Consider the following 23,277-nt stretch of genomic DNA (forward strand, 5'->3'; position numbering starts at 1 on the left):
TGGCAATCTGAAACATGCATCTTCCAGTAGATTGGGTAGGTAGACTGAGTATTGCCAGCGACCTACTCGGTTCGCTGGCAAGTCCACCACTTGATTTGCTTCATGTTTTTTTGCTGACTTGGTTGTTTCATCTTTTTTTTAGATTAGTATTGTCAACTTGTTAATCTTGTTACCAATTTGAAATAATTCAGGGAAGAACTCGTTGAAACAATCAAGCACAGTGTCCGCAATGCGCAAGCTTGCACTTGCGATAAGCAGAAGCTCAGACTGGCTAGGCAATGGGCTGGCGTGGTTGTTGTTGTTAATGGTTCTGGTGATGTTAACCGTGGTGCTGCTGCGCTATGGTTTTGATTATGGCTCGATCGGACTACAAGAGTCGACACTTTACCTCCATGCTCTGACCTTCATGCTTGGGGCGGGCTATACCTTGAAGTTTGATGATCATGTTCGAGTGGATGTGTTCTATCGTAACTTTGCACCCCGAACTAAAGCTTGGGTCGATATCTTTGGCTTTCTCTTTTTATTGTTACCTGTTTGCCTGTTTTTGTTCTTTAGTAGTTGGGACTATGTCATCGGCTCTTGGCTGCTACTCGAGGGCAGCCCAGAGCCTGGTGGTTTGCCCTTGGTGTTTATCCTTAAAACAAATTTGTTATTAATGCCTATGCTGCTGTTATTGCAAGGCATTGCTCAAACCTTGATTCATGTTCTTACGCTGCTGGGCCTGCCTATGGAGCAGCCTGCCGATGAGGTGCTGTTGTAATGGAATATATCTCTTTGGTGATGTTTGCAGTTGTATGTTTGGTCCTGATGGCAGGTTACCCGGTTGCGTTTTCTCTGGCGGGAACCGCGTTATTGTTTGCCAGTGTCGGTATCATTACAGGCACATTCGATGGCAGCTATTTAGGCGCCTTGCCAAACCGCATCTTTGGCATCATGAACAACCAAACGCTTTTAGCCGTGCCACTATTCGTACTGATGGGGGTGATGTTAGAAAAGTCGCAAGTGGCGGAAAAATTGTTGACCTCAATGGGACAGTTGATGGGGCGGGTAAAAGGTGGCTTGGCCATTGCTGTGGTGATGGTGGGGATGCTATTGGCTGCCAGTACCGGCATTGTGGGGGCTACGGTGGTCACTATGGGGTTGTTGTCACTACCCACCATGCTAAAGCGGGGTTACAAAGCCAGCTTTGCCACCGGCACCATTTGCGCAACGGGGACCTTAGGTCAGATTATCCCTCCTTCTATCGCCCTCGTATTGCTAGGCGATGTATTGTCGAGTGCTTATCAACAAGCACAAATGAAAATGGGGATCTTTTCTCCTGACACGGTGTCGGTGGGCGATCTGTTTGCCGGTGCTATTGTCCCAGGATTAATCTTAGTGTGTTGCTATCTGTTATATGTGTTTTTCATGAGTTGGCTCAGTAAAGACACCATTAATCAAGATCTATCGGAGCAAGATTTAGATAGCGAGCCGCTACTTAAAGTCGCATTGTTTAAGGCATTAGTGCCGCCTTTACTGCTTATTATTGCGGTTTTAGGCTCTATTTTACTGGGTTTAGCGACGCCCACTGAAGCGGCTGGCGTGGGTGCTTTTGGTGCGAGCCTATTAGCTTTTACGCAAGGTAAAATGAACAAACAAGTGATGGCGGAGGTGGTGCAATCAACCCTAAAAATCACCTGTATGGTGTTTATGATTTTGATTGGCGCTTCGGTGTTTTCATTGGTTTTTCGCGGTTTTGGTGGCGAAGACTTGATCCACGAGATGTTTACTAATATGCCGGGTGGACCCGTTGGAGCCATGTTAGTGGTCATGCTAGTGGTGTTTTTATTGGGCTTTATTTTAGATTTTATCGAGATCACCTTCGTGGTGGTGCCGATAGTTGGCCCCGTATTATTAGCGATGGGCTTTGATCCGGTTTGGCTTGGCATCATGTTTGCGGTCAACCTACAAACGTCGTTTTTAACACCGCCTTTTGGCTTTGCTTTATTTTATTTGCGAGGCGTGGCGCCGGCGACGGTGCCCACTCGGGAAATATACAAAGGGGTCGCCCCATATATTGCTATCCAAGTTTTGGTGCTAATTGCTATCGCTATCTGGCCACAACTGGTCACTTGGTTGCCAGATCAAATATATAATTAATTATCAATAATCTACAACACAACTTGCATTAACTATTTATGGTAAACAAAGACAATCGTCGAGACAGTTGTCAAGACGATTGTCGAGACAGCCTATTTGCCGTAACAACAGGAGAAAGAGATGAAACAATTAACCAAAATGGCGTTTGCCTTTGCCATCACTGCCGCCGCAAGCTTGTCTCTGCTCGGTTGTGGTGAGCAAAAAGCAGATAGTCAAGGACAAGTAAAACAAGAGCAGATTAAGTGGAAATTAGTGACCTCTTGGCCTAAAAATTTCCCCGGTCTGGGGGTGGCACCGGAGCGCTTTGCTGAAAAAGTGAATGTGATGAGTGGTGGGCGCCTAACCATCAAGGTTTATGGTGCGGGTGAATTAGTTCCTGCATTGCAAGTGTTTGATGCCGTTTCTGCTGGCACCGCGCAAATGGGGCATTCAGGGGCTTACTACTGGAAAGGCAAGTCACCGGCAGCACAATTCTTTTCAACGATGCCCTTTGGTATGACGGCGCAAGAGATGAATGCTTGGCTTCATAATGGGGGTGGCCTTGAGCTTTGGCAAGAAGTGTACGCGCCTTTTAATCTGGTCCCACTGGCGGGCGGTAATACCGACATTCAAATGGGTGGATGGTTTAATAAAGAAATCAACACGGTTGCCGACCTAGAAGGCCTTAAAATGCGCTTGCCGGGATTAGGCGGAGAAGTGCTTAAGCGCGCAGGCGGTGTGCCTGTGAATTTACCGGGCGGTGAAATCTTTACTTCATTACAAACAGGGGCCATTGACGCGACGGAATGGGTTGGTCCATACAATGATTTAGCGTTTGGCTTACATAAAGCTGCCAAATATTATTACTACCCGGGTTGGCATGAGCCAGGCACGACTATTGAATTTATGGCTAATAAAGCAGCATTGGAAGCATTACCGGAAGATTTACGCATGATTGTGGAAGTGGCGGCAAAAGCAACTAACCAAGAAATGCTAGATGAATACATGGTAAAAAATGCTGAGGCATTGAAAAACTTAGTGGATGAACACGGCGTAGAGCTGCGTCAATTCCCTGTTGAAGTAATGCAAAAGCTGAAGTCCTTAAGTGATGAGGTATTACAAGAGCAGGTCGCCAATGATCCGCAGATGAAAAAAGTTTACGATGCTTACATGGCATTTTTAAATGACGCGAAAGACTACAGTAAAGTCTCATCAAAAGCGTATATAGAATTACGTGACCAAGAATAAAGGTCTAGGGGCAAAAAACGAACTAAGTCAGGGCGATTGAATCGCGCTTAAATCTTGATTTTGTTGACTTAGATCAATTTATATAGCGGGCAAATGGCTCGCTATTTTTTTACCCATTTAGTTATATTTTTGTAAACTAAGGGCGGATTGTTTGTAACAAGTGAATTCTCTACCTATGTTTTGATTTGTTAATCAGTCCGCGAATTTTAAAGGAGGCATGCTGTAAATGCGCATTTTTTTTGGCGATTTCATCCGCTTTAATGCTAGAATACAGCGCCTGAAAATTTAGCTGGATGTTATCTTCATGTCGCAGGGGTGTTACAAAGGAACGTATCACTGGCGTCAGATCAGGTGTCTAGCGAATAAAATAGAGTGTCTTTAGGCACAAACCCTTTCTTCCCGATAAAGTAGTGCAAGTGAGTATGATTACAATAAAAAGAGGACTGGATCTCCCGATTCAAGGTGCTCCAGAGCAAGTAATCCATGATGGCAAAGCCATCACTAAGGTAGCTACCCTGGGCGAAGACTATGTTGGCATGCGCCCGACCATGAAAGTTAAGGTGGGTGATAGTGTAAAAAAAGGCCAAGTTCTTTTTGTTGATAAAAAGAATGAAGGTGTGCAATACACAGCGCCAGCATCCGGAGTAGTTGAAGAAATTAACCGTGGAGCCAAACGTGTGCTTCAGTCAGTTGTTATCGCTATCAAAGGCGATGACAGTGTTTCATTTGAGAAATACAGTGCGGCTGAACTCGCGTCATTAAGTCAAGATAAAGTTAAGGCCAACCTCATTGAGTCAGGTGCTTGGACAGCATTTCGTACTCGACCTTTCAATAAGGTTCCTGCTATTGACGCCACCCCCGCAGCGATTTTTGTTACCGCGATGGATTCCAATCCACTTGCGGCTGATGCTGCAGTTATTATTAATCAACAAGAGCAAGCTTACTTGAATGGTTTGGCTGTGATTGCCCGCCTTACCGAAGGTAAAGTGTATGTTTGTAAAGGTGATTCAAACTTACCGAAAGCAACATCAGCAAACGTTGAAGAGCATGTTTTTGCCGGTCCGCATCCCGCTGGTTTGCCGGGCACTCATATTCACTTCCTTGAACCTGTTAGCGCGAACAAGCAAGTTTGGTTTATTAATTACCAAGACGTGATTGCATTTGGTCACCTGTTCCTAACGGGTGAGCTATACACAGATCGCATTGTATCCCTTGCTGGTCCTGCTGTTAATCAGCCTCGTCTAGTGCGTACTCGCTTGGGTGCGAGTTTGACTGAGCTGACTCAAGGTGAGCTGAAGTCGGGCGAGAACCGTATTATCTCAGGTTCTGTTTTATACGGCACCAATGCAGCGGGTCCATTAGCATACTTAGGCCGATACAGTAACCAAGTGTCGGTGCTGGCAGAAGGCCGCGAAAAAGAATTTTTAGGCTGGGGTGCGCCTGGTTTTAATAAATTCTCTGTTGCAAACGTATTTGCTTCTGGCTTTACCAAGAAACTGTTTAACTTCACTACAACAACGGGCGGCAGTGACCGTGCTATGGTGCCAATTGGTCAATACGAGCGTGTAATGCCGCTTGATATCTTGCCAACCATGCTACTACGCGACTTAATTGCGGGTGATTTAGACGGTGCTCAGGCTCTGGGTTGTTTAGAGCTAGATGAAGAAGATCTTGCCCTATGTACCTTTGTATGCCCAGGTAAGTATGACTTTGGTCCTATTCTTCGTGACTGTTTGACCACGATAGAGAAGGAAGGCTAACAATGTTGAAAAAATTTATTGAGGATATTGAGCCTCATTTTGAGCCTGGTGGAAAACACGAGAAGTGGTATGCCCTCTATGAAGCGGCCGCTACCTTTGCTTACACCCCAGGTTTTGTAAACAAAGGTCGCTCTCACGTTCGTGATGGCATTGATTTAAAACGCATCATGATTTTCGTATGGCTAGCGACATTCCCGACCATGTTTTATGGTATGTACAATGTCGGTTTCCAAGCAAACGAAGCCATTGCTGCGGGCACCGGAACTGCATTTGATGATTGGCGTGTAGCTATTCTGCAAATGCTTGGCGTGACCATGGGGGCTGATGCGGGTGTATTTGCCAACATGATGTTTGGCGCCATGTACTTTCTGCCTATCTATGCGGTTACCTTTATCGTAGGTGGCTTCTGGGAAGTATTATTTGCAACGGTCCGTCGCCATGAAGTGAACGAAGGCTTCTTTGTGACCTCGGTTCTGTTTGCTCTCATCGTGCCTGCGTCCATTCCTTTATGGCAAGTGGCCATCGGTATTACGTTTGGTGTGGTTATCGCTAAAGAAATCTTTGGTGGTACCGGTCGTAACTTCCTAAACCCAGCACTTGCTGGCCGTGCATTCTTATTCTTTGCTTACCCGTCAGATATTTCAGGTGACTCAGTTTGGACTGCTGTTGATGGTTTCTCTGGTGCAACGTCACTTAGCTTAGCGGCTAATGGTGGTATGGAAGCGGTGACCACTCAAATGAGCTGGATGGATGCTTTCGTTGGTAACATGCAAGGTTCTATTGGTGAGGTATCAACGCTGGCCATCTTAATCGGTGGTGCATTCTTGATGATCACTAAGATTGCGTCTTGGCGAATTGTTGCCGGTGTCATGATTGGTATGGGTGTAACCGCATTCTTGTTCAATGCGATTGGCTCTGACACTAACCCTATGTTTGAAGTGCCATGGCACTGGCACCTAGTGATGGGTGGCTTTGCGTTCGGTATGATGTTTATGGCAACAGACCCAGTATCGGCGTCATTTACCAATAATGGTAAGTGGATGTACGGTGCGCTTATCGGTGTAATGGTGGTCTTGATTCGTGTGGTTAACCCTGCTTTCCCAGAAGGCATGATGCTAGCAATCCTATTTGCTAACTTGTTCGCCCCGTTATTCGACTACTTGGTTGTTCAGTCAAACGTTAAACGGAGACTTGCACGCAATGGCTAGTAAAGAATCCTTAGGCAAAACTATCTCCGTCGTAGTAGGTGTTTGTCTTGCTTGTTCTATCGTCGTATCGGTTGCCGCTGTAGGCTTACGCCCAACTCAGCAAGCTAATGCGCTTTTGGATAAGCAAAAAAATATTTTGGCCGTTTCTGGTTTAGAAGTCGGTTCACAAAAAATGGCTGATGTGTTCGCGAAAAACATCGAAGCCCGTGTTGTCGATCTAGCGACAGGTGAATACTCAAACGCGGTTAATGCGAATGAATATGACCCCCTCGCAGCTGCTAAAGATCCTAGCACCAGCACTAAGCTGACATCAGACCAAGCGAAAGCGGGTTTCTCGACTCGTGAAAACTTAGGTTTGGTGTACTTAGTAAAAAATGATGCTGGCGACCTTGAGCGCGTCATTGTTCCTGTACGTGGCGCAGGTCTGTGGAATATGATGTACGCCTTTGTAGCGGTACAGCCTGATGGCAATACCGTTGACGGCATTACTTACTACCAACACGGTGAAACACCGGGTCTAGGTGGTGAGGTTGATAACCCTATGTGGAAGGCCCTTTGGCCAGGCAAGAAACTGTTTGATGAGCAAGGTAACCCTGCCATTAAGATCGTTAAAGGTGGCGCAGCGGCCGGTGACGTTCACGGTGTAGATGGTTTATCTGGTGCAACCCTGACAGGTGTGGGTATCCAGCATAGCTTTGATTTTTGGTTAGGTACGCAAGGCTATGGTGCTTACTTGAAAAAGCTAGGTAAAGGAGAGCTAAACAATGGCTAGTGATACTAAGAGCGTCCTAACAGGGCCGATTATCTCGAACAACCCAATTGCATTGCAAATATTAGGTGTTTGTTCGGCTCTAGCGGTAACCAGTAAATTAGAAACAGCTTTCGTTATGACCTTAGCGGTTGTCTTCGTATGTGCTTTTTCTAACTTGTTTATTTCGATTATTCGTAATCACATTCCAGGCAGTGTCCGTATTATCGTACAAATGGCGATCATTGCGTCATTGGTAATTGTGGTTGACCAAGTACTTAAGGCGGTGGCATTTGAACTGTCTAAACAGCTGTCGGTTTACGTTGGTCTGATTATTACCAACTGTATCGTAATGGGTCGTGCTGAAGCTTACGCAATGAAGAGCCCTCCAGGCGCGAGCTTTATGGACGGTATCGGTAATGGTCTAGGTTATGGCTTCATTCTAGTCGCTGTCGGTGGTATTCGAGAGTTCTTTGGCTCTGGTGCACTTTTCGGTATCGAAATCATGCCATTAACGTCAGCAGGTGGTTGGTACCAAAGTAATGGCTTATTGCTATTACCGCCAAGTGCGTTCTTTATCATCGGGTTATTGATCTGGGCAATCAGAACATACAAACCTGAACAGGTTGAGGCGAAGGACTAATGGAACATTATTTAAGTATTTTTATTCGCTCAATTTTCATTGAGAATATGGCGTTAGCTTTCTTTCTAGGGATGTGTACCTTCCTTGCTGTATCAAAGAAAGTGAAAACGGCATTCGGTTTAGGTGTTGCGGTTATCGTGGTGCTCGCCATTTCGGTTCCGGTTAACCAAGTGATCTACTTTAACTTACTTGCACCCGGTGCACTTGAGTGGGCAGGCCTTGGCGAAGCGGACTTAAGCTTCTTAGGTTACATCACTTTCATCGGTGTGATTGCGGCTTTAGTGCAAATCCTAGAAATGGTATTGGATAAGTATTTCCCTGCGTTATACCAAGCTCTGGGTATCTTCCTACCTTTGATTACGGTTAACTGTGCGATCTTTGGTGGTGTGTCATTCATGGTGCAACGTGAATACAACATCGCAGAGTCTTTCGTTTACGGTGTAGGTAGTGGTGTTGGTTGGTTACTTGCGATTGTGGCCCTAGCCGGTATCCGTGAGAAAATGAAATACGCAGACGTGCCAGATGGTCTTCGTGGTTTAGGTATTACCTTCATCACTTCAGGTCTAATGGCGTTAGGCTTCATGTCTTTCTCTGGTATTCAGTTGTAATTTTGGGGCCTACTTAGGCCCCTGAAGCAAGGAAATTGTCGATGGAAATTATTCTCGGCGTTGTCATGTTCACCTTAATCGTTTTGGCCTTGGTATTTATTATCTTGTCTGCTAAATCGAAGTTGGTGGCCTCTGGCGACATTACAATCTCAGTAAACGGTGATCCTGAAAAGGCGATCACCTGTGGCGCTGGCGGCAAACTGCTGGGCGCATTAGCTAATTCAGGTATTTTCGTTTCTTCAGCTTGTGGTGGCGGTGGCTCATGTGGCCAGTGTCGCGTAAAAGTGAAAGCAGGCGGCGGTGACATTTTACCTACCGAACTTGATCACATCTCTAAAGGTGAAGCGCGCGAAGGTGAGCGTTTGGCTTGTCAAGTTAACGTCAAACAAGACATGGACATTGAGCTTCCAGAAGAAATTTTTGGCGTTAAGAAGTGGGAATGTACGGTTATCTCTAACGATAACAAAGCGACCTTTATTAAGGAGCTTAAGTTGCAAATCCCAGACGGTGAGTCGGTTCCTTTCCGTGCCGGTGGTTACATCCAAATTGAAGCACCCGCTCATCACGTTAAATACAAAGACTTCGATATTGAAGAGCAATACCGTGGTGACTGGGAACATTTTGGTTTCTTCGATTTAGAATCTAAGGTCGATGAAGAAACCATCCGCGCTTACTCGATGGCTAACTACCCAGAAGAGCATGGCATCATCATGCTTAACGTACGTATCGCGACGCCGCCACCAAATAACATGAAGTTACCATGTGGTAAGATGTCGTCTTACATCTTTAGCTTGAAAGCGGGTGATAAGGTGACTATTTCTGGTCCATTTGGTGAATTCTTTGCTAAAGACACCGATGCTGAAATGGTATTTGTCGGTGGTGGTGCAGGTATGGCGCCAATGCGTTCTCATATCTTTGACCAATTCCGTCGTTTACATACTAAGCGTAAAGTAAGCTTCTGGTATGGTGCGCGTTCGAAACGTGAAATGTTCTATGTAGAAGATTTCGACTCAATCGCAGCAGAAAACGAAAACTTTGAATGGCATGTGGCATTAAGTGATCCACAACCTGAAGATAACTGGGATGGCTACACTGGCTTTATCCACAATGTATTGTTTGAAAACTACTTGCGCGATCATGAAGCGCCGGAAGATTGTGAATACTACATGTGTGGTCCACCGGTGATGAACGCAGCCGTTATCAACATGCTAAAAGAATTAGGTGTTGAAGACGAGAATATCCTATTGGATGACTTTGGTGGTTAATCCCTGATGTTCAAATCCATAACGCAATGGCTAGCCCTTATCGGGCTAGCCTTTTTTATTGTAGGCTGCAGCCAAGATGCGCCAACCAAACCTATGGTGGTGGTGGAAGGCGCGACAATGGGCACCTACTATCGGGTTAAAGTAGTTACCGAAGGCATCAGTGATGTTGCCCAATTTCAGGCCGAATTAGATAAGCGCTTAGAATTGGTTAACGACCAAATGTCGACTTATCGTCCGCAGTCGGAATTGTCTTTGTTTAATCAGGCACAGCAAAGCCATAGGGTTTCAGCTGATACCATCAAGGTTGTTAAACAAGGGATTGAACTGGCTCACTTAACCCAAGGCGCCTTGGATATTACCTTAGGCCCTTTGGTTAATTTATGGGGTTTTGGGCCTGATGCAAAACCTAAGCATTTGCCAACGGCGCAACAAATCGCTGAGCGCAAGGCGATCACAGGGGTTGAACATTTATCTTTTGATGGGCTGATCCTATATAAAGCGATCCCGGAACTTTATGTTGATTTATCATCCATCGCTAAAGGTTATGGGGTCGATGTGCTGGCCGAATATATTGAAAGCTTGGGTGAGCACCATTACCTTGTTGATATCGGTGGTGAGCTGAGAATGAAGGGCAATAACGACAAGGATTTGCCTTGGCGCATTGCCGTTGAAAAGCCTGTTACCACAGAGCGAGCGATCCAAAAAGTGGTCGTGCCGGGTAATAATGCAGTGGCGACCTCAGGAAATTACCGTAATTACTTTGAAGAAAACGGTGAACGTTTCTCCCATATGATCGATCCTAATACGGGCATGCCAATCAAGCATAAGTTGGTTTCGGTTACCGTGATAGGGCCATCCTCTATGGTGACCGACGGTTTAGCGACAGCAATAATGGTGATGGGACCTAAACTCGGCTATGATTTTGCCAGCGAACAAAAACTAGCCGTTTATATGATAATTAAAACAGATTCTGGTTTTGTTGAGCGTTATACTCAAGACTTTGAACCGTTTCTGCTTACGGAGGCAAAATGACGTATTTTATTGCTACCTTTGTGGTTTTTTTACTGGTGATCATTGCCATGTCAGTAGGCTATATCTTTCAGAAGAAAGCCGTCAGTGGCAGTTGTGGCGGTTTAGGCAGTATCGGCATTGATAAAGAATGTGATTGCCCCGATCCTTGTGATAATCGCAAGAGGAAAATGGCTAAAGAAGAAGCCAGACGCCAAATGTTGGAAGATAATCGCATTATTTAGCATGGCATCCTAGCTTGATAGAAGGCCCCATTGGGCCTTTTTTTACATCTAAACCTTGTGAATTGTTTATTTATACATATACTGTTTTTATGTACAGTTTGATGGGTTTGGTTATGCAACGTAAAATTATTCACGTCGATATGGATTGTTTTTTTGCTGCTGTTGAGATGCGAGATGATCCTTCGCTCACCTCCTTACCTATCGCCGTCGGGGGCGCAGCGTCGCGCCGTGGTGTCCTTTCAACGTGCAATTATGTGGCTAGAAAGTTTGGCATTCGTAGTGCGATGCCAATCCATAAAGCACTGCAATTATGTCCTGAATTAGTCATCTTGCCCGGACGTATGGATGCGTATAAGGCCGTTTCAAAGCAAGTGTTACAAATCTTTCACCGCTACACCGACATCATAGAGCCATTATCGTTAGATGAAGCTTATTTAGATGTAAGTGAGTCATCACTTTTCTCTGGCTCAGCAACCTACATAGCTCAAGATATACGCAGAGCCATTGAAGAGGAAACCGGGCTCACGGCTTCTGCTGGGGTTGCGCCTTGTAAGTTTATTGCCAAAGTGGCATCGGATGAGAACAAGCCCAATGGCTTATGTGTGGTGACGCCTGCTGAAGTCGATGCTTTTGTGGCCAGCCTGCCTTTAGAAAAGATTCCTGGTGTTGGCAAGGTCACTTTAGAAAAATTACATGCCCTTGGCCTTTACACCTGTAAAGACGTTCACGCTTATCCACGGGAAGTTATCTTAACTAAGTTTGGTAAATTTGGTCGTGTGCTGCTAGAGCGCAGCCAAGGTATCGATAACCGTGAGGTAGTAACAAGCAGAGAGCGTAAGTCGGTTGGTGTTGAGCGTACCCTTAGCCACAATATTGCTGAGCAAGCCGAGTGTGAGGTGATCCTGAAAGATTTATACCAAGAGTTACAGCGCAGGTTAACCCGGGTAGGAGCAAAAGACAGGATCCGATCATTGGCGGTAAAAATGAAGTTTGCTGACTTTCAGTTGCGCTCGGCCGAGCAAAAGGTGGCTCAACTTGAGCCGGAATGTTATCAGCCATTACTGCTTCAGTTGTTGTCAAAAAGTCAGGGCAGAGGGATACGTTTGTTAGGTTTATCAGCTCAGCTCAACAGTGAAGGGAATAACGCTTTAGATGCCAAGCAATTAAACCTGATTTAGTTACTCACCCCAGTCATATTCGATGACTTCAACCTCTGCATCGCCTTGGGCTTTTGCCTTGGTGTTAACTTGATTGTCTGAGCTGGCTGAAGCGGATGACTCTTCACTAAATAGGCCACTGGTCTCTTGCCATGCTTGATTGGATATATCTTTAGTGCCGTCCCAAACTTCAGTAGACACGTCGGTTGTGGTCTGCCACACATCACTCGACACTTCTTTGGTACCTTGCCAAACGTCGGAGGAGACCTCTTTAGTTCCTTGCCATGCATCTTCACTGGTTTCTTTCGTTGCTGACCACACTTGACTGCTGGCTTGCTTAGTACTTTGCCAAGCCTTTTCCCAGCTTGATTCTGCATGGGCTGGGAGCATTAAGGTGAGGGAAGCTAATATGACCATTCGCAGTGGGTAGTGAAGTATCCTTTTCATCTTTTTCCCTAAAGTAAACTGATTTTCAACCCCACTATTTTAGCCGAGGTTACTGAGGGGCTAAAGCGGTTTTCAATTAAAGATAATTTAGAGAAGGTTAGCTGGGTGTTGCCACCCAGCGGTAAGGCTAGCAGCAAGGTCATTGGTTAGGGATGGCCGCCAATACCTTAGTTAACAGCTGCCAATATTTTTCCACACTGGGAATATGGACTTTTTCATCAGGTGAATGAGGAAATTTAATGGTTGGACCGATAGAAACCATGTCCCAATGAGGGTACACCGCTTTGAATAGGCCACACTCAAGGCCGGCATGGATCATCATGATCTTAGGTGTGCTGCCGAATGCTTGCAGGTAAACTTGTTGCACTAGATCGCGCATGTCGGAGTCGGCTTTAGGTGCCCAGCCTGGGTAGGCTCCTGAAAAGGAGACTTGACCATCGGCCAATTGAAACACAGCGGCTAACATGTGTTGTACATCTTCGCGACAGCTATCGTGCATTGAGCGCACTAAGCATTGCACATCGATACCCTGGTTATTACAACTGACCACACCTAAGTTGGTTGAGGTTTCTACTACGCCGCTAAACTCATCACTCATACGAATGACACCGTTAACGGCGCCGTGTAAGGCGCTAATCAGCTTTCTTTGCTGGGCATCATCTATGATGGTCTCTATGTTGGCGGGAGTTAACGTTAACTTTAAATCAGGCTCGGTGTGAGCGAGGGTGGTTTGTATTTGCTTTGCCAAGCTGGCAAACGCTGCCTGAAACGCCCCTTGTTGCGCTTTGGCAATAGCAAACTTAGCGCTGCCTTCGCGTGGTATGGCATTGCGTAAACTGCCGCCCTGTAGCTCACTTAACTGCAACTGAAATTCGCTTTGTTGGCTTAATTCATAAAGGCAGCGTGCCAAGATCTTATTGGCATTACCACGGCCAAGATGAATGTCACAGCCGGAGTGGCCCCCTTTGAGGCCGCTAACCTTTAATTCAAATCCAAAGGGATGAGGACACACGCTCCGTTCAAGAGGAAAGTGTACGTTAACATTTACACCGCCAGCGCAGCCCATATAGACTTCGCCTTCTTCTTCTGAATCCGTGTTGATTAGAATGTCACCGTCTAAGTAGCCAGGCTCAAGGCCAAATGCGCCTGTCATGCCCGCCTCTTCGTCCGTGGTCAGTAAAACCTCTATGGGTCCATGGGGAATATCTTGGCTGGCCAGTACTGCAAGACAAGAGGCCATGCCTATGCCGTTATCGGCGCCTAAGGTGGTATTGTTGGCCGTGACCCAGTCGCCATCAATATAGGCTTCTATCGGGTCTTGAGTAAAGTCATGTTCAGTGTCATTGTTTTTTTGTGGCACCATGTCAAGGTGTGCTTGTAAAATCACGCCTTTCTTGTTTTCCATGCCGGGGGTAGCCGGTTTTTTTATGATGACATTGCCAATCGGGTCTTGTTGAACGGCTAAACCTTGTGTCTTGGCCCAGTGCATGATCCAATCAGCAAGCACTTGTTCGTGTTTAGACGGGTGGGGTATCTGGCAAATTTGGCTAAAAAAAGACCATAAGGGTTGGGGCGACAATAGGTCAAGTTGGCTCATGATAATCACTTTGTGTTAGCAAGTAGAATGCGCCCATTATAGGGTAAGGTAGGAGAATGAATAAAGTATCATCTACTAAAAGGGCTAATCTTAGTTGTTTATATTTGGCGCTGAGGCATAAATGAACAGGACGTCTTGATTAGACGCCCTGTTATATACCCAATCAACCTGGAGATGCTTGATTTCAGCAAGAATTTACAGGCGTTTAGGCAAGGCATTGATTGCAGGTAATGGTTGTTCCCTTATCAAAATCAATAACGCGGCATAAACGCCTGTAAAATTTGCCCTTTGGGAGCGCCACCGTACTTCCACTACGCTGTTACGCTCATTTAGAAGGTGTCTACATTCCTGCATTAGCGTGCCTAGTATTGAAAGCACGGTGGCGCTCTGAAACATGCATCTTCAAGTAGATAGGGTATAGAAAGTAAGGTTAAGCTTTAAATTGCGACATCAGTTGTCGTAATTCCTGACCCACTTGTTGTAATTGCCCACTGACTTCACTGGTGGTTTGATTGTTTGCCGTTGATTCACTCGCCAGCTCCGAAATATTGGTCACATTTCGGTTTATTTCATCTAATGCTTTAGATTGTTGCTCTGACGCACTGGCAATTTGATGATTCATATCAGTGATAACATTAATGGCCGTTACAATCTCATTGAGCGCTTCCCCTGCGCTAGTCGCTTGGCTGGCGGTCTTGTCTGATTGACTTTGGGTTTGCTCCATAGACGAGGCAACGCTATTTGTCCCCTTTTGTAATTTAGCGATCATCTCTTGAATTTCGTCGGTGGAAGCCTGCGTGCGTGTTGCTAAAGTGCGCACTTCATCGGCTACCACAGCAAAGCCGCGACCTTGTTCACCGGCACGCGCGGCTTCGATAGCCGCATTGAGTGCGAGCAGGTTAGTTTGCTCGGCAATGCCGCGGATCACATCTAAAATAGTGCCAATTTGCTGGCTATCTTGCTCGAGCTGGTTAACTAAGGTAACGGTTTCTTTGAGCTCTTCGCCGAGCAGTGCAATGGAACTGATGGTCTGCTCAACTGCTGCTTGACCATGTTGCGCCCGTTGGTCGGCATCGCCAGCTGAGTCGGCAGCCAATTGGGCACTATTCGCCACTTCTTGGGTGGTCGCTAGCATTTCATTCATTGCTGCGGCGACACCATCGGTTTCATGATGTTGCTGCTCAGCAATACGGTGATTAGCATTAACGGATTGATTTAAATGTTCTGCTGTATCGCCAACTTGTTGACTTACCGGCTGCATTTGCCTGACTAACTCGGCAATTTTGTGCGTGAACAAGTTAAAATTGTCTGATAGTCGGGCGATTTCATCTTGGCCTTGGTCGGTTAAGACCTGGGTTAAATCTCCATCTCCTTGTGCAATCTCAGCCATCGCGATGGACGTATGTTTCAAGGGTTTAGTGATACTTAAAATGATTAATGTAGAAAGCCCCAGTAGCAGTAGGGCAACGGCGATAAATACGCCGCTGACTTGGTAAACCATGTCGCTGTAAAGTGCATCAACGTCATCAATGTAAAGTCCGGTGCCGATTATCCAACCCCAAGGTTGATAGCCCTTAACAAATGATATTTTATCTACGGGTTGGTCAAAGCCAGGTTTTGGCCATTGATAGTCAACAAAGCCTTCACCCTGTTGTTTAACGATATTCGCAAATTCAACAAACAGGCGTTTACCATTGGGATCTTGTAAATCACTTAAGGGTTTGCCGTCGAGGCTAGGCTTGATAGGATGCATTACCATTACAGGCTCAAGGTCGTTGATCCAAAAGTAATCGGTTTTGTTATACCGTATGGCTCTAATCGCATTCATGGCATTTTGCTGCGCTGTTGCTTCGTCGTATACCCCATCCTTAGCCTGCTGATGATAATGTTGGATGAGTGAGTAAACCGTATCCACTTCAAATTGTACTTGCAGACGCTTATCTTCAAGTAAGGCATGCTTGTACTGAACTAACACTAAGACGATTAATGCGCACATGCCTAATAAAGCGATAATCAGGTTGCCATATAAACGATGACCGATAGACAGTTTTCTTAATATTGATAACATCGCAGTACCTCGATAGGTTGTATTTAATTGATTAGTATCAATAAATCACAATGAAAAATTTTGCGTTGTTCACACTTTCAGCTTACTAGAATATTTCACTGGTCTTTTATGTGATTTAGTTTTGATTATTTCAGCTGCTTTGATGATTTTGATTGATTAATTTTATGGCGAAACTGAGCTAATTCTGACTAAAGTCATGGTTAATTGCTGAGCAGACTTTTATAATCCGCCGCTCAATTTCATACACCTCCCCCTACCCAATAAATAAACCAACATGGGGTGCAAAAGTTGACTAAGTAGTTTTCCGGCGCAACAGGGAATCGTTGTTAAACGATAGGGAGTTAACCAACAATGGACCTCAAGATGTTAGAAAAAATATTTAAACTGAAAGAGAACGGCACCAGTGTGCGAACGGAAGTTATCGCTGGTATCACTACTTTCTTAACCATGGCATACATTATTTTCGTTAACCCAAGCATGCTATCTGATACGGGTATGGATCGCGGTGCGGTTTTTGTTGCAACTTGTTTAGCCGCGGCGATTGGCTGTTTTATTATGGGGTTCTATGCAAACTACCCCGTTGCTCTCGCCCCGGGCATGGGCTTAAACGCGTTCTTCGCTTATGTGGTGGTGGGTGATATGGGCTATAGCTGGGAAGTGGCACTGGGTGCCGTTTTCCTATCTGGCTGCTGTTTCTTGCTACTAAGCCTGTTTCGCATTCGAGAGTGGATCATTAACAGTATCCCACAAGCTTTAAGAACGGGTATTGCCGCCGGTATTGGTCTGTTCCTCGCATTAATCGCGCTGAAAAATGCGGGTATCGTGGTGGGTAACCCAAATACCTTAGTGTCGATGGGGGAAATCACTTCACTGCATTCGCTATTAGCCTGTGCGGGCTTTTTTGCCATTATTGCTATGGTGCATTTTCGCGTTAAGGGCGGCATCATGTACGCCGTGTTGGGCGTGACCTTCCTTGGTTGGGCATTGGGCGACATCGCTTATGGCGGTATTGTTTCTATGCCGCCTTCTGTGGCACCGACTTATTTGGCATTAGACATTGCTGGTGCATTTAATGTTGCCATGATCAGTGTGGTGTTTGCCTTCCTATTTGTTGATTTATTCGATACTTCTGGCACCTTAATTGCGGTGGCCGATAAAGCGAAATTACTTGATGAAAAAGGGAATTTACCGCGTTTGAACCGTGCGCTATTGGCCGACAGTGGTGCCTCTATTGCCGGCTCTGTGATGGGAACATCGACGACGACCAGCTATATTGAAAGTGTCAGTGGTGTTGCTGAAGGCGGAAAAACAGGATTAACTGCGGTTATAGTTGGATTTTTATTCCTTTTATGTTTATTCTTTGCGCCCCTTGCCGGTATGGTACCAGCTTATGCCACTGCAGGTGCGCTATTTTATGTTGCTATATTAATGATGTCGGGCTTAACCCGCATTGATTGGCACGATATTACTGAAGCTGCGCCCGTTGTGGTGGTGACGCTATTAATGCCACTGACATTTTCAATTGCACATGGTATTGCAATTGGCTTTATCGCCTATGCTGTCATCAAGCTCATAACAGGTAAAGCGATGTCGGTAAGTAGCAGTGTTTGGGTATTGGCAATCCTATTTACAGTTAAGTTTGCATTGCAGTTTTAAATGATCGCTTTGCGCCAACGTCAATCTGAATCATATTGAGGTAAATATGAGCAAAAAATTCTACGTCTCTTGGGAATTAGAGCAAAGAGAATCTCGCCGTTTGGCGCGTAAGTTACTTCCAGCTGATCAATGGAAAGGTATTATTGCTGTTAGTCGCGGTGGTCTTGTACCTGCAGCTATTTTGGCTCGTGAGTTAGGTATTCGTCATGTTGATACCATTTGTATTGCGAGCTATAGCCATGATCAGCAAAAAGAATTGAAAGTGATCAAAGGTGTTGATCATGATGGTGAAGGCTTCATTGTAGTTGACGATCTAGTCGACACGGGTGGCACAGCTAAAGTGATCCGTGAGATGTTGCCAAAAGCCCGTTTTGTTACGGTTTTTGCCAAGCCCGCGGGTAAACACTTAGTGGATGACTTTATTACTGAAATTCCACAAGATACTTGGATTGAGCAGCCTTGGGATATGTCCCTTTGTTACACCACGCCCTTGGTTGATGAACAATAATCCCCTCTATTAAAAGCGGCTGAGGCCGCTTTTTTAATGTTTATACCCAATCTACCTGGAACAGGTATCTTTAAGAAGGTGGGTATATTATCAAATTACTTTATAACTCGTTGATCTAAGCCAATGATGGCAATGAGATTCACTCTGCCAAATGCCAATAAAAGACGTATAATTTAGTCAATTAATCAACAACAAGTTCCTTTATGTCTAGTCAAAATCTTTCAGAAAAATTATTCAAGATTAATTTCAATTATCCCGAAACATCAACCATTACTAACCCTAGCGCTCAGGTTGGCAAGGAGCAGCAAGTGGTTGGGGAGATGATGGATGATGAAATTGTGAGTGGCTGGTACCGAGCTTTACGTCGCGCTCAATGGGCTTGGCAAGGTGTTGATCCTGTTACGGTGGAAGAGATATTTGCCAAAATAGCGGTGTCAAAGCAAAAGCGTACACGTGATGATCTACTCGATACGGTTAAGGATTACCACTCGGGGAATTGGACTTATGAGTGGACCCAGCCGGCATCACAGTGGCAACATACAGCAAAAGATGCCCTGGTGGCGGGTGATACGCAGCTTGCAAAAGACGCCTTTTACCTTGCCTCGCAATATTATGCTATCTCTGGCTATCCCCATCTAAAAGGTGATGAGCTAGCACTACAGGCTCAAACACTGGCAAATTTATGCTATCGCGAGATGGGGAAGTTATTACCTTGTCCTTTGCGCATTGTCGATGTGCCTTATGGTAATAAGAAAGTTCAATGTTATTTACATCTCGCCCAAGATGACGTGCCGTCACCTGTGGTGGTGGTTTGTGGTGCCATCGACAGTATGCAAATCGAATACTTTAAGATTTTTGAACGCCATTTAGCCCCCGCTGGGCTGGCCATGTTAACCGTGGACATGCCGGGGCTAGGATTTGCGAGTGGTATCAAGTTAGAACAAGATAGTACGGCTTTGCTGCGCGCTGTGGTTGAGCATATTAAGCAAGTGCCTTGGTTAGACCATGATAAAATAGCCTTAATGGGCGGTCGTTTGGGCGCCAATTTAGTCACTCGCTTGGCCTATCTTGAGCCATTTAATGTTAAAGCCGCAGTGAGTATCGGTGGTGCGGTTGATAAACTATTTATGGAGCCGGAGCGGTTTGCTGCGCTACCGCAAATGATGCGGGATGCCATCGCGAATCGGATGGGTTTGACCAGTGAAGACAGTGCACGTTTGTTTCACCACTGTAAGGTTTTTTCTCTGTCCCGTCAGGGCTTACTCGGTCGCAGTAAAACCCAAGTGCCATTGTTAAGCATAGGTCATGCCGATGACCTTATTTGCCCTGAAGAAGATATCCTAAAGATTGCCAATGGCAGTAAACGGGGTGAATCCATAGTGATAGACAAACCGCCTATATTCCAATCGTATTTTCATGCCCTAGAGCAAGCGGCTGAGTGGCTTAAACAACACTTGGTAGACTGAACTCGGTTTGGCTTTAGCATGACATGGTGCCGGCTTAAATTGCACTGTTATTGTGCACTCTGTTAATTATCGCGAGCTGGATCAGGCTACGGTGTGATAGTCATTGCACCTTATCCATTAATCAGTTATTGGTATCCTCTCTAAACGTGAAGGAGACGAGTAAAGATGGCGCAAGCGCAATTCCCAGCTCAGGGACGATTGACTAAAAAGTTCACCGATATTGGCCCTTATTTTCGTATTGGTCAAAGTGATGAGCAGAAGTTCTTTTTTGATTGTTTGGCGGTATGTGTAAAAATTAATGCCGAGCCAGAGCTGCGCGAGTTCTATGGCTGGTGGCTTGAGTTAACTAAAACAGAAACGGGTTTTACTTATCACTATCACTATGGTTTTTATGATGTAGCGGGTCATTGGCAAGAGCAAGCCATTCCTAAGCCACATCAAGCTGAAGTGACGCGCTCGTTACAAGTGTTCTTTGACAAAGTGTCTGAGCTGGTAGAGACCACTTTTGAGCTCGACTTACAGCCTTCTTCTTCCCTTGATAGAAACCTCATTTTAACCGCTGCTTAGTCCTATGCACCAGCACATAACGTCGTCGTGCTGGTGATCGCTGCATTATTGTATCAAAGCCGATTTTTCAGGTGTGAGTGCACCATAAACTTGGTATCATGATGGCCAATTAGGTTTATGTTTTACTTATTGAATTAGCCAGCCCCATGTTAAAAAAAACCATCGTTGTTAAATTAGGGACCAGTGTGCTCACTGGCGGAAGCGCTAAACTCGATCGTGCTCATATGGTCGAGTTAGTACGGCAATGTGCCAAGCTGCACCAAGCGGGTCATCAAATTATTGTAGTGACATCAGGGGCGGTGGCTGCTGGGCGCGAACACCTTGGCCGTCATGATCTCCCTACAACCGTGGCCAACAAGCAAATGTTGGCGGCAGTAGGGCAAAGCCAACTGATTTTAGCATGGGAAAACCTGTTTAACATTTACGGCTTACATGTTGGTCAAATGCTCCTGACACGTGCCGACTTAGATGACCGAGAGCGTTTTTTGAATGCGCGCGATACCATGCGCACCTTGCTAAAACATCGCATTATTCCCATTGTGAATGAAAATGATGCCGTGGCCACGTCTGAAATCAAAGTGGGTGATAATGACAACCTTTCAGCGTTGGCTGCAATACTCGCCGATGCTGATTTATTGTTATTACTGACAGACCAAGCGGGTCTGTATACCGCGGATCCGCGAAATAATAAAGACGCAAAATTAATTTCGCAGATCACCGAAATTACCGATGAAATTCGCATGTTAGCCGGCGGCAGTGTGTCAGGCCTAGGTACTGGAGGCATGGCGACTAAGTTACAAGCCGCAGATGTCGCGATACGAGCCGGGATTGATGTGGTGATCGCAGCGGGTAATGAAGAGCAGGTGATTAAACGCATTGCCGAAGGTGAATCTTTAGGGACCTTATTTTTATCGAAAAAGTCGCCACTTGAGCACCGTAAGCAGTGGATCTTGGCCGGTCCTCCCCCTGCTGGCTCGATTATGATCGACCAAGGTGCTGCGAATGCGGTGGCGGCAAAAGGAAGTAGCTTATTGCCCAAAGGGATCACTCAAGTGCATGGGCAATATGGCCGTGGTGATGTGATTTTGGTGACTGATTTAGCGGGCAAGGTGATTGCCCGTGGCATATCCCGCTATTCAAGTAGCGAGCTAAGCAAAATTAAAGGCTTACATTCGGAACAAATTGAGGCTGCGCTAGGTTATGCCTATGGTTCCGTGGCCATCCACCGAGATGATCTGGTGGTACTGTAGGGTAGCGACGGCGGTTTGTGACTGATAACAAAAAGGCCCAGATGGGCCTTTTTGTGTATTAGGGCTGACCGTGAGTGTTATTTTAGCTCACTTCTTTCCCCGCGGCTTGTAAGTCGGCATGGTATGACGAGCGCACAAACGGGCCACAAGCTGCGTGAGTGAAGCCATTTTGCTTGGCAATTTCACCGAGTGCATCAAACTCTGCCGGAGGCACATAACGTTCAACAGCAAGGTGATTGCGACTAGGCTGCAAATATTGACCTAATGTTAGCATGGTCACACCATGCGCACTTAAATCTTTAATCACTTGCTCAATTTCTTCATTGCTTTCACCTAACCCCATCATTAAACCTGACTTGGTTGGCACATTAGGGTGCAGCTCTTTAAAGCGCTTAAGCAAGGTGAGCGACCACTGATAATCAGCGCCAGGGCGTACTTTTTTATACAATCTTGGGGCGGTTTCTAGGTTGTGGTTAAACACGTCAGGGGGCGTGTCTTTTAAGATTTCTAGAGCGCGATCCATACGGCCCTTAAAGTCAGGCACCAAGATTTCAATTTTGATTTCAGGATTCAACGCGCGAATTTCACGAATACAGTCGGCAAAATGCTGTGCGCCGCCATCTCGCAGATCATCACGATCCACTGAGGTGATCACCACATATTTCAACTTCATATCTTTAATGGTTTGCGCAAGTTTGGCTGGCTCTTCGGCCGACGGCGGTAAAGGGCGACCGTGGGCAACATCGCAAAAAGGACAACGTCGAGTACAGATGGCCCCCAAGATCATAAAGGTTGCCGTACCATGATTAAAACATTCAGATAGGTTAGGGCAGGAGGCTTCCTCACACACCGAATGTAAATCATTCTTACGCATGGCATCTTTGATTTCTTGGATGCGGGCGCTTGAGCTAGGCAGTTTTATTTTCATCCACTCAGGTTTTTTCAACATGGTGGCTTTGTCACTGGGGACGACTTTTACAGGGATCAAAGATACCTTGTCTGCGTCTCTTAATTTAACGCCAGCAACGGGTTTATTGGGTTTACTCATTGTTTTGGACCTGTCCATTCCATCTCGTTGTAATCGAGTAATTGGCTGAGTTGTTCGATCAACTGGCGTTGCAGTTGGTTAAAATCAATAGCATCGGTAAAATCGCGAAGCTGAGTCATTTCAAGTCCTGCATAGCCACAAGGGTTAATACGTTGAAATGGGGTAAGATCCATATCAACATTCAGAGCCAAACCATGAAATGAGCAACCTTTACGGATCCTTAGTCCCAACGAAGCCATTTTTTTATTACCGACATAAACGCCAGGCGCATCGGGTTTGGCGTAAGACTCAACTTGATATTCTTGTAGCAGGGCTATCAAGGCATTTTCGATATGGCTGACCAGATCACGAACCCCGAAGTCTTTGCGTTTGAGGTTGACTAAAATGTATGCGACCTGCTGTCCGGGACCGTGATAAGTGACTTGCCCACCGCGATCGGATGCAACAACCGGTATGTCACCAGGGATCAGAACATGCTCAGCCTTACCGGCCTGGCCTTGGGTAAACACACTGGGGTGCTGCACCAGCCAGATTTCGTCGGCGTCTTGTTCACCTCGGGTATCGGTAAAGGTTTTCATTTGTTGCCAAACTGTTTGGTATTCGCACAGCGGATACTGCCTGACAATCAACTTTTGGCTTATCAAGGGATAACCTGCCGACAT

22 protein-coding genes are annotated in these 23,277 nt (G+C 45.8%); 17 read left to right on the plus strand and 5 right to left on the minus strand.

What is annotated here, in order from left to right:
* Positions 1-229 precede the first annotated feature (229 nt).
* The 12 genes from K6Y21_RS00370 (at position 230) to dinB (ending at position 12,029) form a co-directional block, all read left to right on the plus strand.
* Positions 230-760, plus strand: a complete 531-nt coding sequence (locus tag K6Y21_RS00370; RefSeq protein WP_233069617.1) for a TRAP transporter small permease subunit — start codon at positions 230-232, stop codon at positions 758-760.
* Positions 760-2,139 (plus strand): TRAP transporter large permease, encoded by a 1,380-nt coding sequence (locus tag K6Y21_RS00375; protein WP_233069618.1) that lies wholly within the window; start codon positions 760-762, stop codon positions 2,137-2,139. The genes K6Y21_RS00370 and K6Y21_RS00375 overlap by 1 nt, the downstream gene beginning before the upstream one ends.
* Positions 2,140-2,259: 120 nt before the next feature.
* Positions 2,260-3,366, plus strand: coding sequence for a TRAP transporter substrate-binding protein (locus K6Y21_RS00380; RefSeq protein WP_233069619.1), 1,107 nt, complete (start codon positions 2,260-2,262; stop codon positions 3,364-3,366).
* A gap of 422 nt (positions 3,367-3,788) precedes the next feature.
* On the plus strand, positions 3,789-5,126 hold the full coding sequence (locus K6Y21_RS00385) for a Na(+)-translocating NADH-quinone reductase subunit A (RefSeq protein ID WP_233069620.1): 1,338 nt from the start codon (positions 3,789-3,791) through the stop codon (positions 5,124-5,126).
* Positions 5,127-5,128: 2 nt separating this feature from the next.
* On the plus strand, positions 5,129-6,334 hold the full coding sequence (locus K6Y21_RS00390; protein WP_233069621.1) for an NADH:ubiquinone reductase (Na(+)-transporting) subunit B: 1,206 nt from the start codon (positions 5,129-5,131) through the stop codon (positions 6,332-6,334).
* Positions 6,327-7,106 carry a Na(+)-translocating NADH-quinone reductase subunit C gene (locus tag K6Y21_RS00395; RefSeq protein ID WP_233069622.1) on the plus strand — a complete coding sequence of 260 codons (780 nt, stop codon included), beginning with the start codon at positions 6,327-6,329 and terminating at the stop codon, positions 7,104-7,106. Before K6Y21_RS00390 ends, K6Y21_RS00395 begins: the two co-directional genes overlap by 8 nt.
* Positions 7,099-7,725: an NADH:ubiquinone reductase (Na(+)-transporting) subunit D gene (locus K6Y21_RS00400; RefSeq protein ID WP_233069623.1), complete on the plus strand. Its 627-nt coding sequence runs from the start codon at positions 7,099-7,101 to the stop codon at positions 7,723-7,725. Before K6Y21_RS00395 ends, K6Y21_RS00400 begins: the two co-directional genes overlap by 8 nt.
* A complete protein-coding gene (gene nqrE, locus K6Y21_RS00405; protein WP_233069624.1) occupies positions 7,725-8,333 on the plus strand; it encodes an NADH:ubiquinone reductase (Na(+)-transporting) subunit E in 609 nt (202 codons plus the stop codon). The genes K6Y21_RS00400 and nqrE overlap by 1 nt, the downstream gene beginning before the upstream one ends.
* 41 nt (positions 8,334-8,374) lie before the next feature.
* Positions 8,375-9,598 (plus strand): NADH:ubiquinone reductase (Na(+)-transporting) subunit F, encoded by a 1,224-nt coding sequence (nqrF, locus tag K6Y21_RS00410; protein ID WP_233069625.1) that lies wholly within the window; start codon positions 8,375-8,377, stop codon positions 9,596-9,598.
* 6 nt (positions 9,599-9,604) lie between these two features.
* Positions 9,605-10,630 carry an FAD:protein FMN transferase gene (locus K6Y21_RS00415; protein WP_233069626.1) on the plus strand — a complete coding sequence of 342 codons (1,026 nt, stop codon included), beginning with the start codon at positions 9,605-9,607 and terminating at the stop codon, positions 10,628-10,630.
* Positions 10,627-10,851: a (Na+)-NQR maturation NqrM gene (nqrM, locus tag K6Y21_RS00420; protein WP_233069627.1), complete on the plus strand. Its 225-nt coding sequence runs from the start codon at positions 10,627-10,629 to the stop codon at positions 10,849-10,851. The genes K6Y21_RS00415 and nqrM overlap by 4 nt, the downstream gene beginning before the upstream one ends.
* A 113-nt stretch (positions 10,852-10,964) precedes the next feature.
* Complete coding sequence (gene dinB, locus K6Y21_RS00425; RefSeq protein WP_233069628.1) at positions 10,965-12,029, plus strand: DNA polymerase IV; 1,065 nt, start codon at positions 10,965-10,967, stop codon at positions 12,027-12,029.
* Here dinB and K6Y21_RS00430 read toward each other — a convergent pair whose 3' ends face one another.
* The 3 genes from K6Y21_RS00430 to K6Y21_RS00440 all read right to left on the minus strand — a co-directional run bounded on the left by K6Y21_RS00430 (position 12,030) and on the right by K6Y21_RS00440 (position 16,120).
* Positions 12,030-12,455 (minus strand): hypothetical protein, encoded by a 426-nt coding sequence (locus K6Y21_RS00430; RefSeq protein WP_233069629.1) that lies wholly within the window; start codon positions 12,453-12,455, stop codon positions 12,030-12,032. It lies immediately after the preceding gene.
* Positions 12,456-12,594: 139 nt separating this feature from the next.
* Positions 12,595-14,052, minus strand: coding sequence for an aminoacyl-histidine dipeptidase (locus tag K6Y21_RS00435; protein WP_233069630.1), 1,458 nt, complete (start codon positions 14,050-14,052; stop codon positions 12,595-12,597).
* A 430-nt stretch (positions 14,053-14,482) separates the two neighbouring features.
* A complete protein-coding gene (locus K6Y21_RS00440) occupies positions 14,483-16,120 on the minus strand; it encodes a methyl-accepting chemotaxis protein (protein WP_233069631.1) in 1,638 nt (545 codons plus the stop codon).
* 363 nt (positions 16,121-16,483) lie between these two features.
* On the opposite strand from K6Y21_RS00440, the gene K6Y21_RS00445 reads away from it, so the two are divergent.
* From K6Y21_RS00445 to proB, 5 genes are all read left to right on the plus strand, one after another.
* Complete coding sequence (locus K6Y21_RS00445) at positions 16,484-17,776, plus strand: NCS2 family permease (protein WP_233069632.1); 1,293 nt, start codon at positions 16,484-16,486, stop codon at positions 17,774-17,776.
* Between the two features lie 46 nt (positions 17,777-17,822).
* Positions 17,823-18,284: a xanthine phosphoribosyltransferase gene (gpt, locus tag K6Y21_RS00450; protein ID WP_233069633.1), complete on the plus strand. Its 462-nt coding sequence runs from the start codon at positions 17,823-17,825 to the stop codon at positions 18,282-18,284.
* A 203-nt stretch (positions 18,285-18,487) separates the two neighbouring features.
* Positions 18,488-19,750: an esterase FrsA gene (frsA, locus tag K6Y21_RS00455; protein ID WP_233069634.1), complete on the plus strand. Its 1,263-nt coding sequence runs from the start codon at positions 18,488-18,490 to the stop codon at positions 19,748-19,750.
* A 165-nt stretch (positions 19,751-19,915) separates the two neighbouring features.
* Positions 19,916-20,317 carry a sigma factor-binding protein Crl gene (crl, locus tag K6Y21_RS00460; protein WP_233069635.1) on the plus strand — a complete coding sequence of 134 codons (402 nt, stop codon included), beginning with the start codon at positions 19,916-19,918 and terminating at the stop codon, positions 20,315-20,317.
* 146 nt (positions 20,318-20,463) lie between these two features.
* A complete protein-coding gene (gene proB / locus K6Y21_RS00465) occupies positions 20,464-21,567 on the plus strand; it encodes a glutamate 5-kinase (protein ID WP_233069636.1) in 1,104 nt (367 codons plus the stop codon).
* 82 nt (positions 21,568-21,649) lie between these two features.
* Here proB and lipA read toward each other — a convergent pair whose 3' ends face one another.
* Positions 21,650-22,615, minus strand: coding sequence for a lipoyl synthase (lipA, locus tag K6Y21_RS00470; RefSeq protein ID WP_233069637.1), 966 nt, complete (start codon positions 22,613-22,615; stop codon positions 21,650-21,652).
* Positions 22,612-23,259, minus strand: a complete 648-nt coding sequence (lipB, locus tag K6Y21_RS00475) for a lipoyl(octanoyl) transferase LipB (protein WP_432757969.1) — start codon at positions 23,257-23,259, stop codon at positions 22,612-22,614. The genes lipA and lipB overlap by 4 nt, the downstream gene beginning before the upstream one ends.
* Between the last annotated feature and the right edge of the window lie 18 nt (positions 23,260-23,277).

The organism is Motilimonas eburnea, from assembly GCF_021295345.1.
Classification (GTDB): domain Bacteria; phylum Pseudomonadota; class Gammaproteobacteria; order Enterobacterales; family CBDFNC01; genus Motilimonas; species Motilimonas eburnea.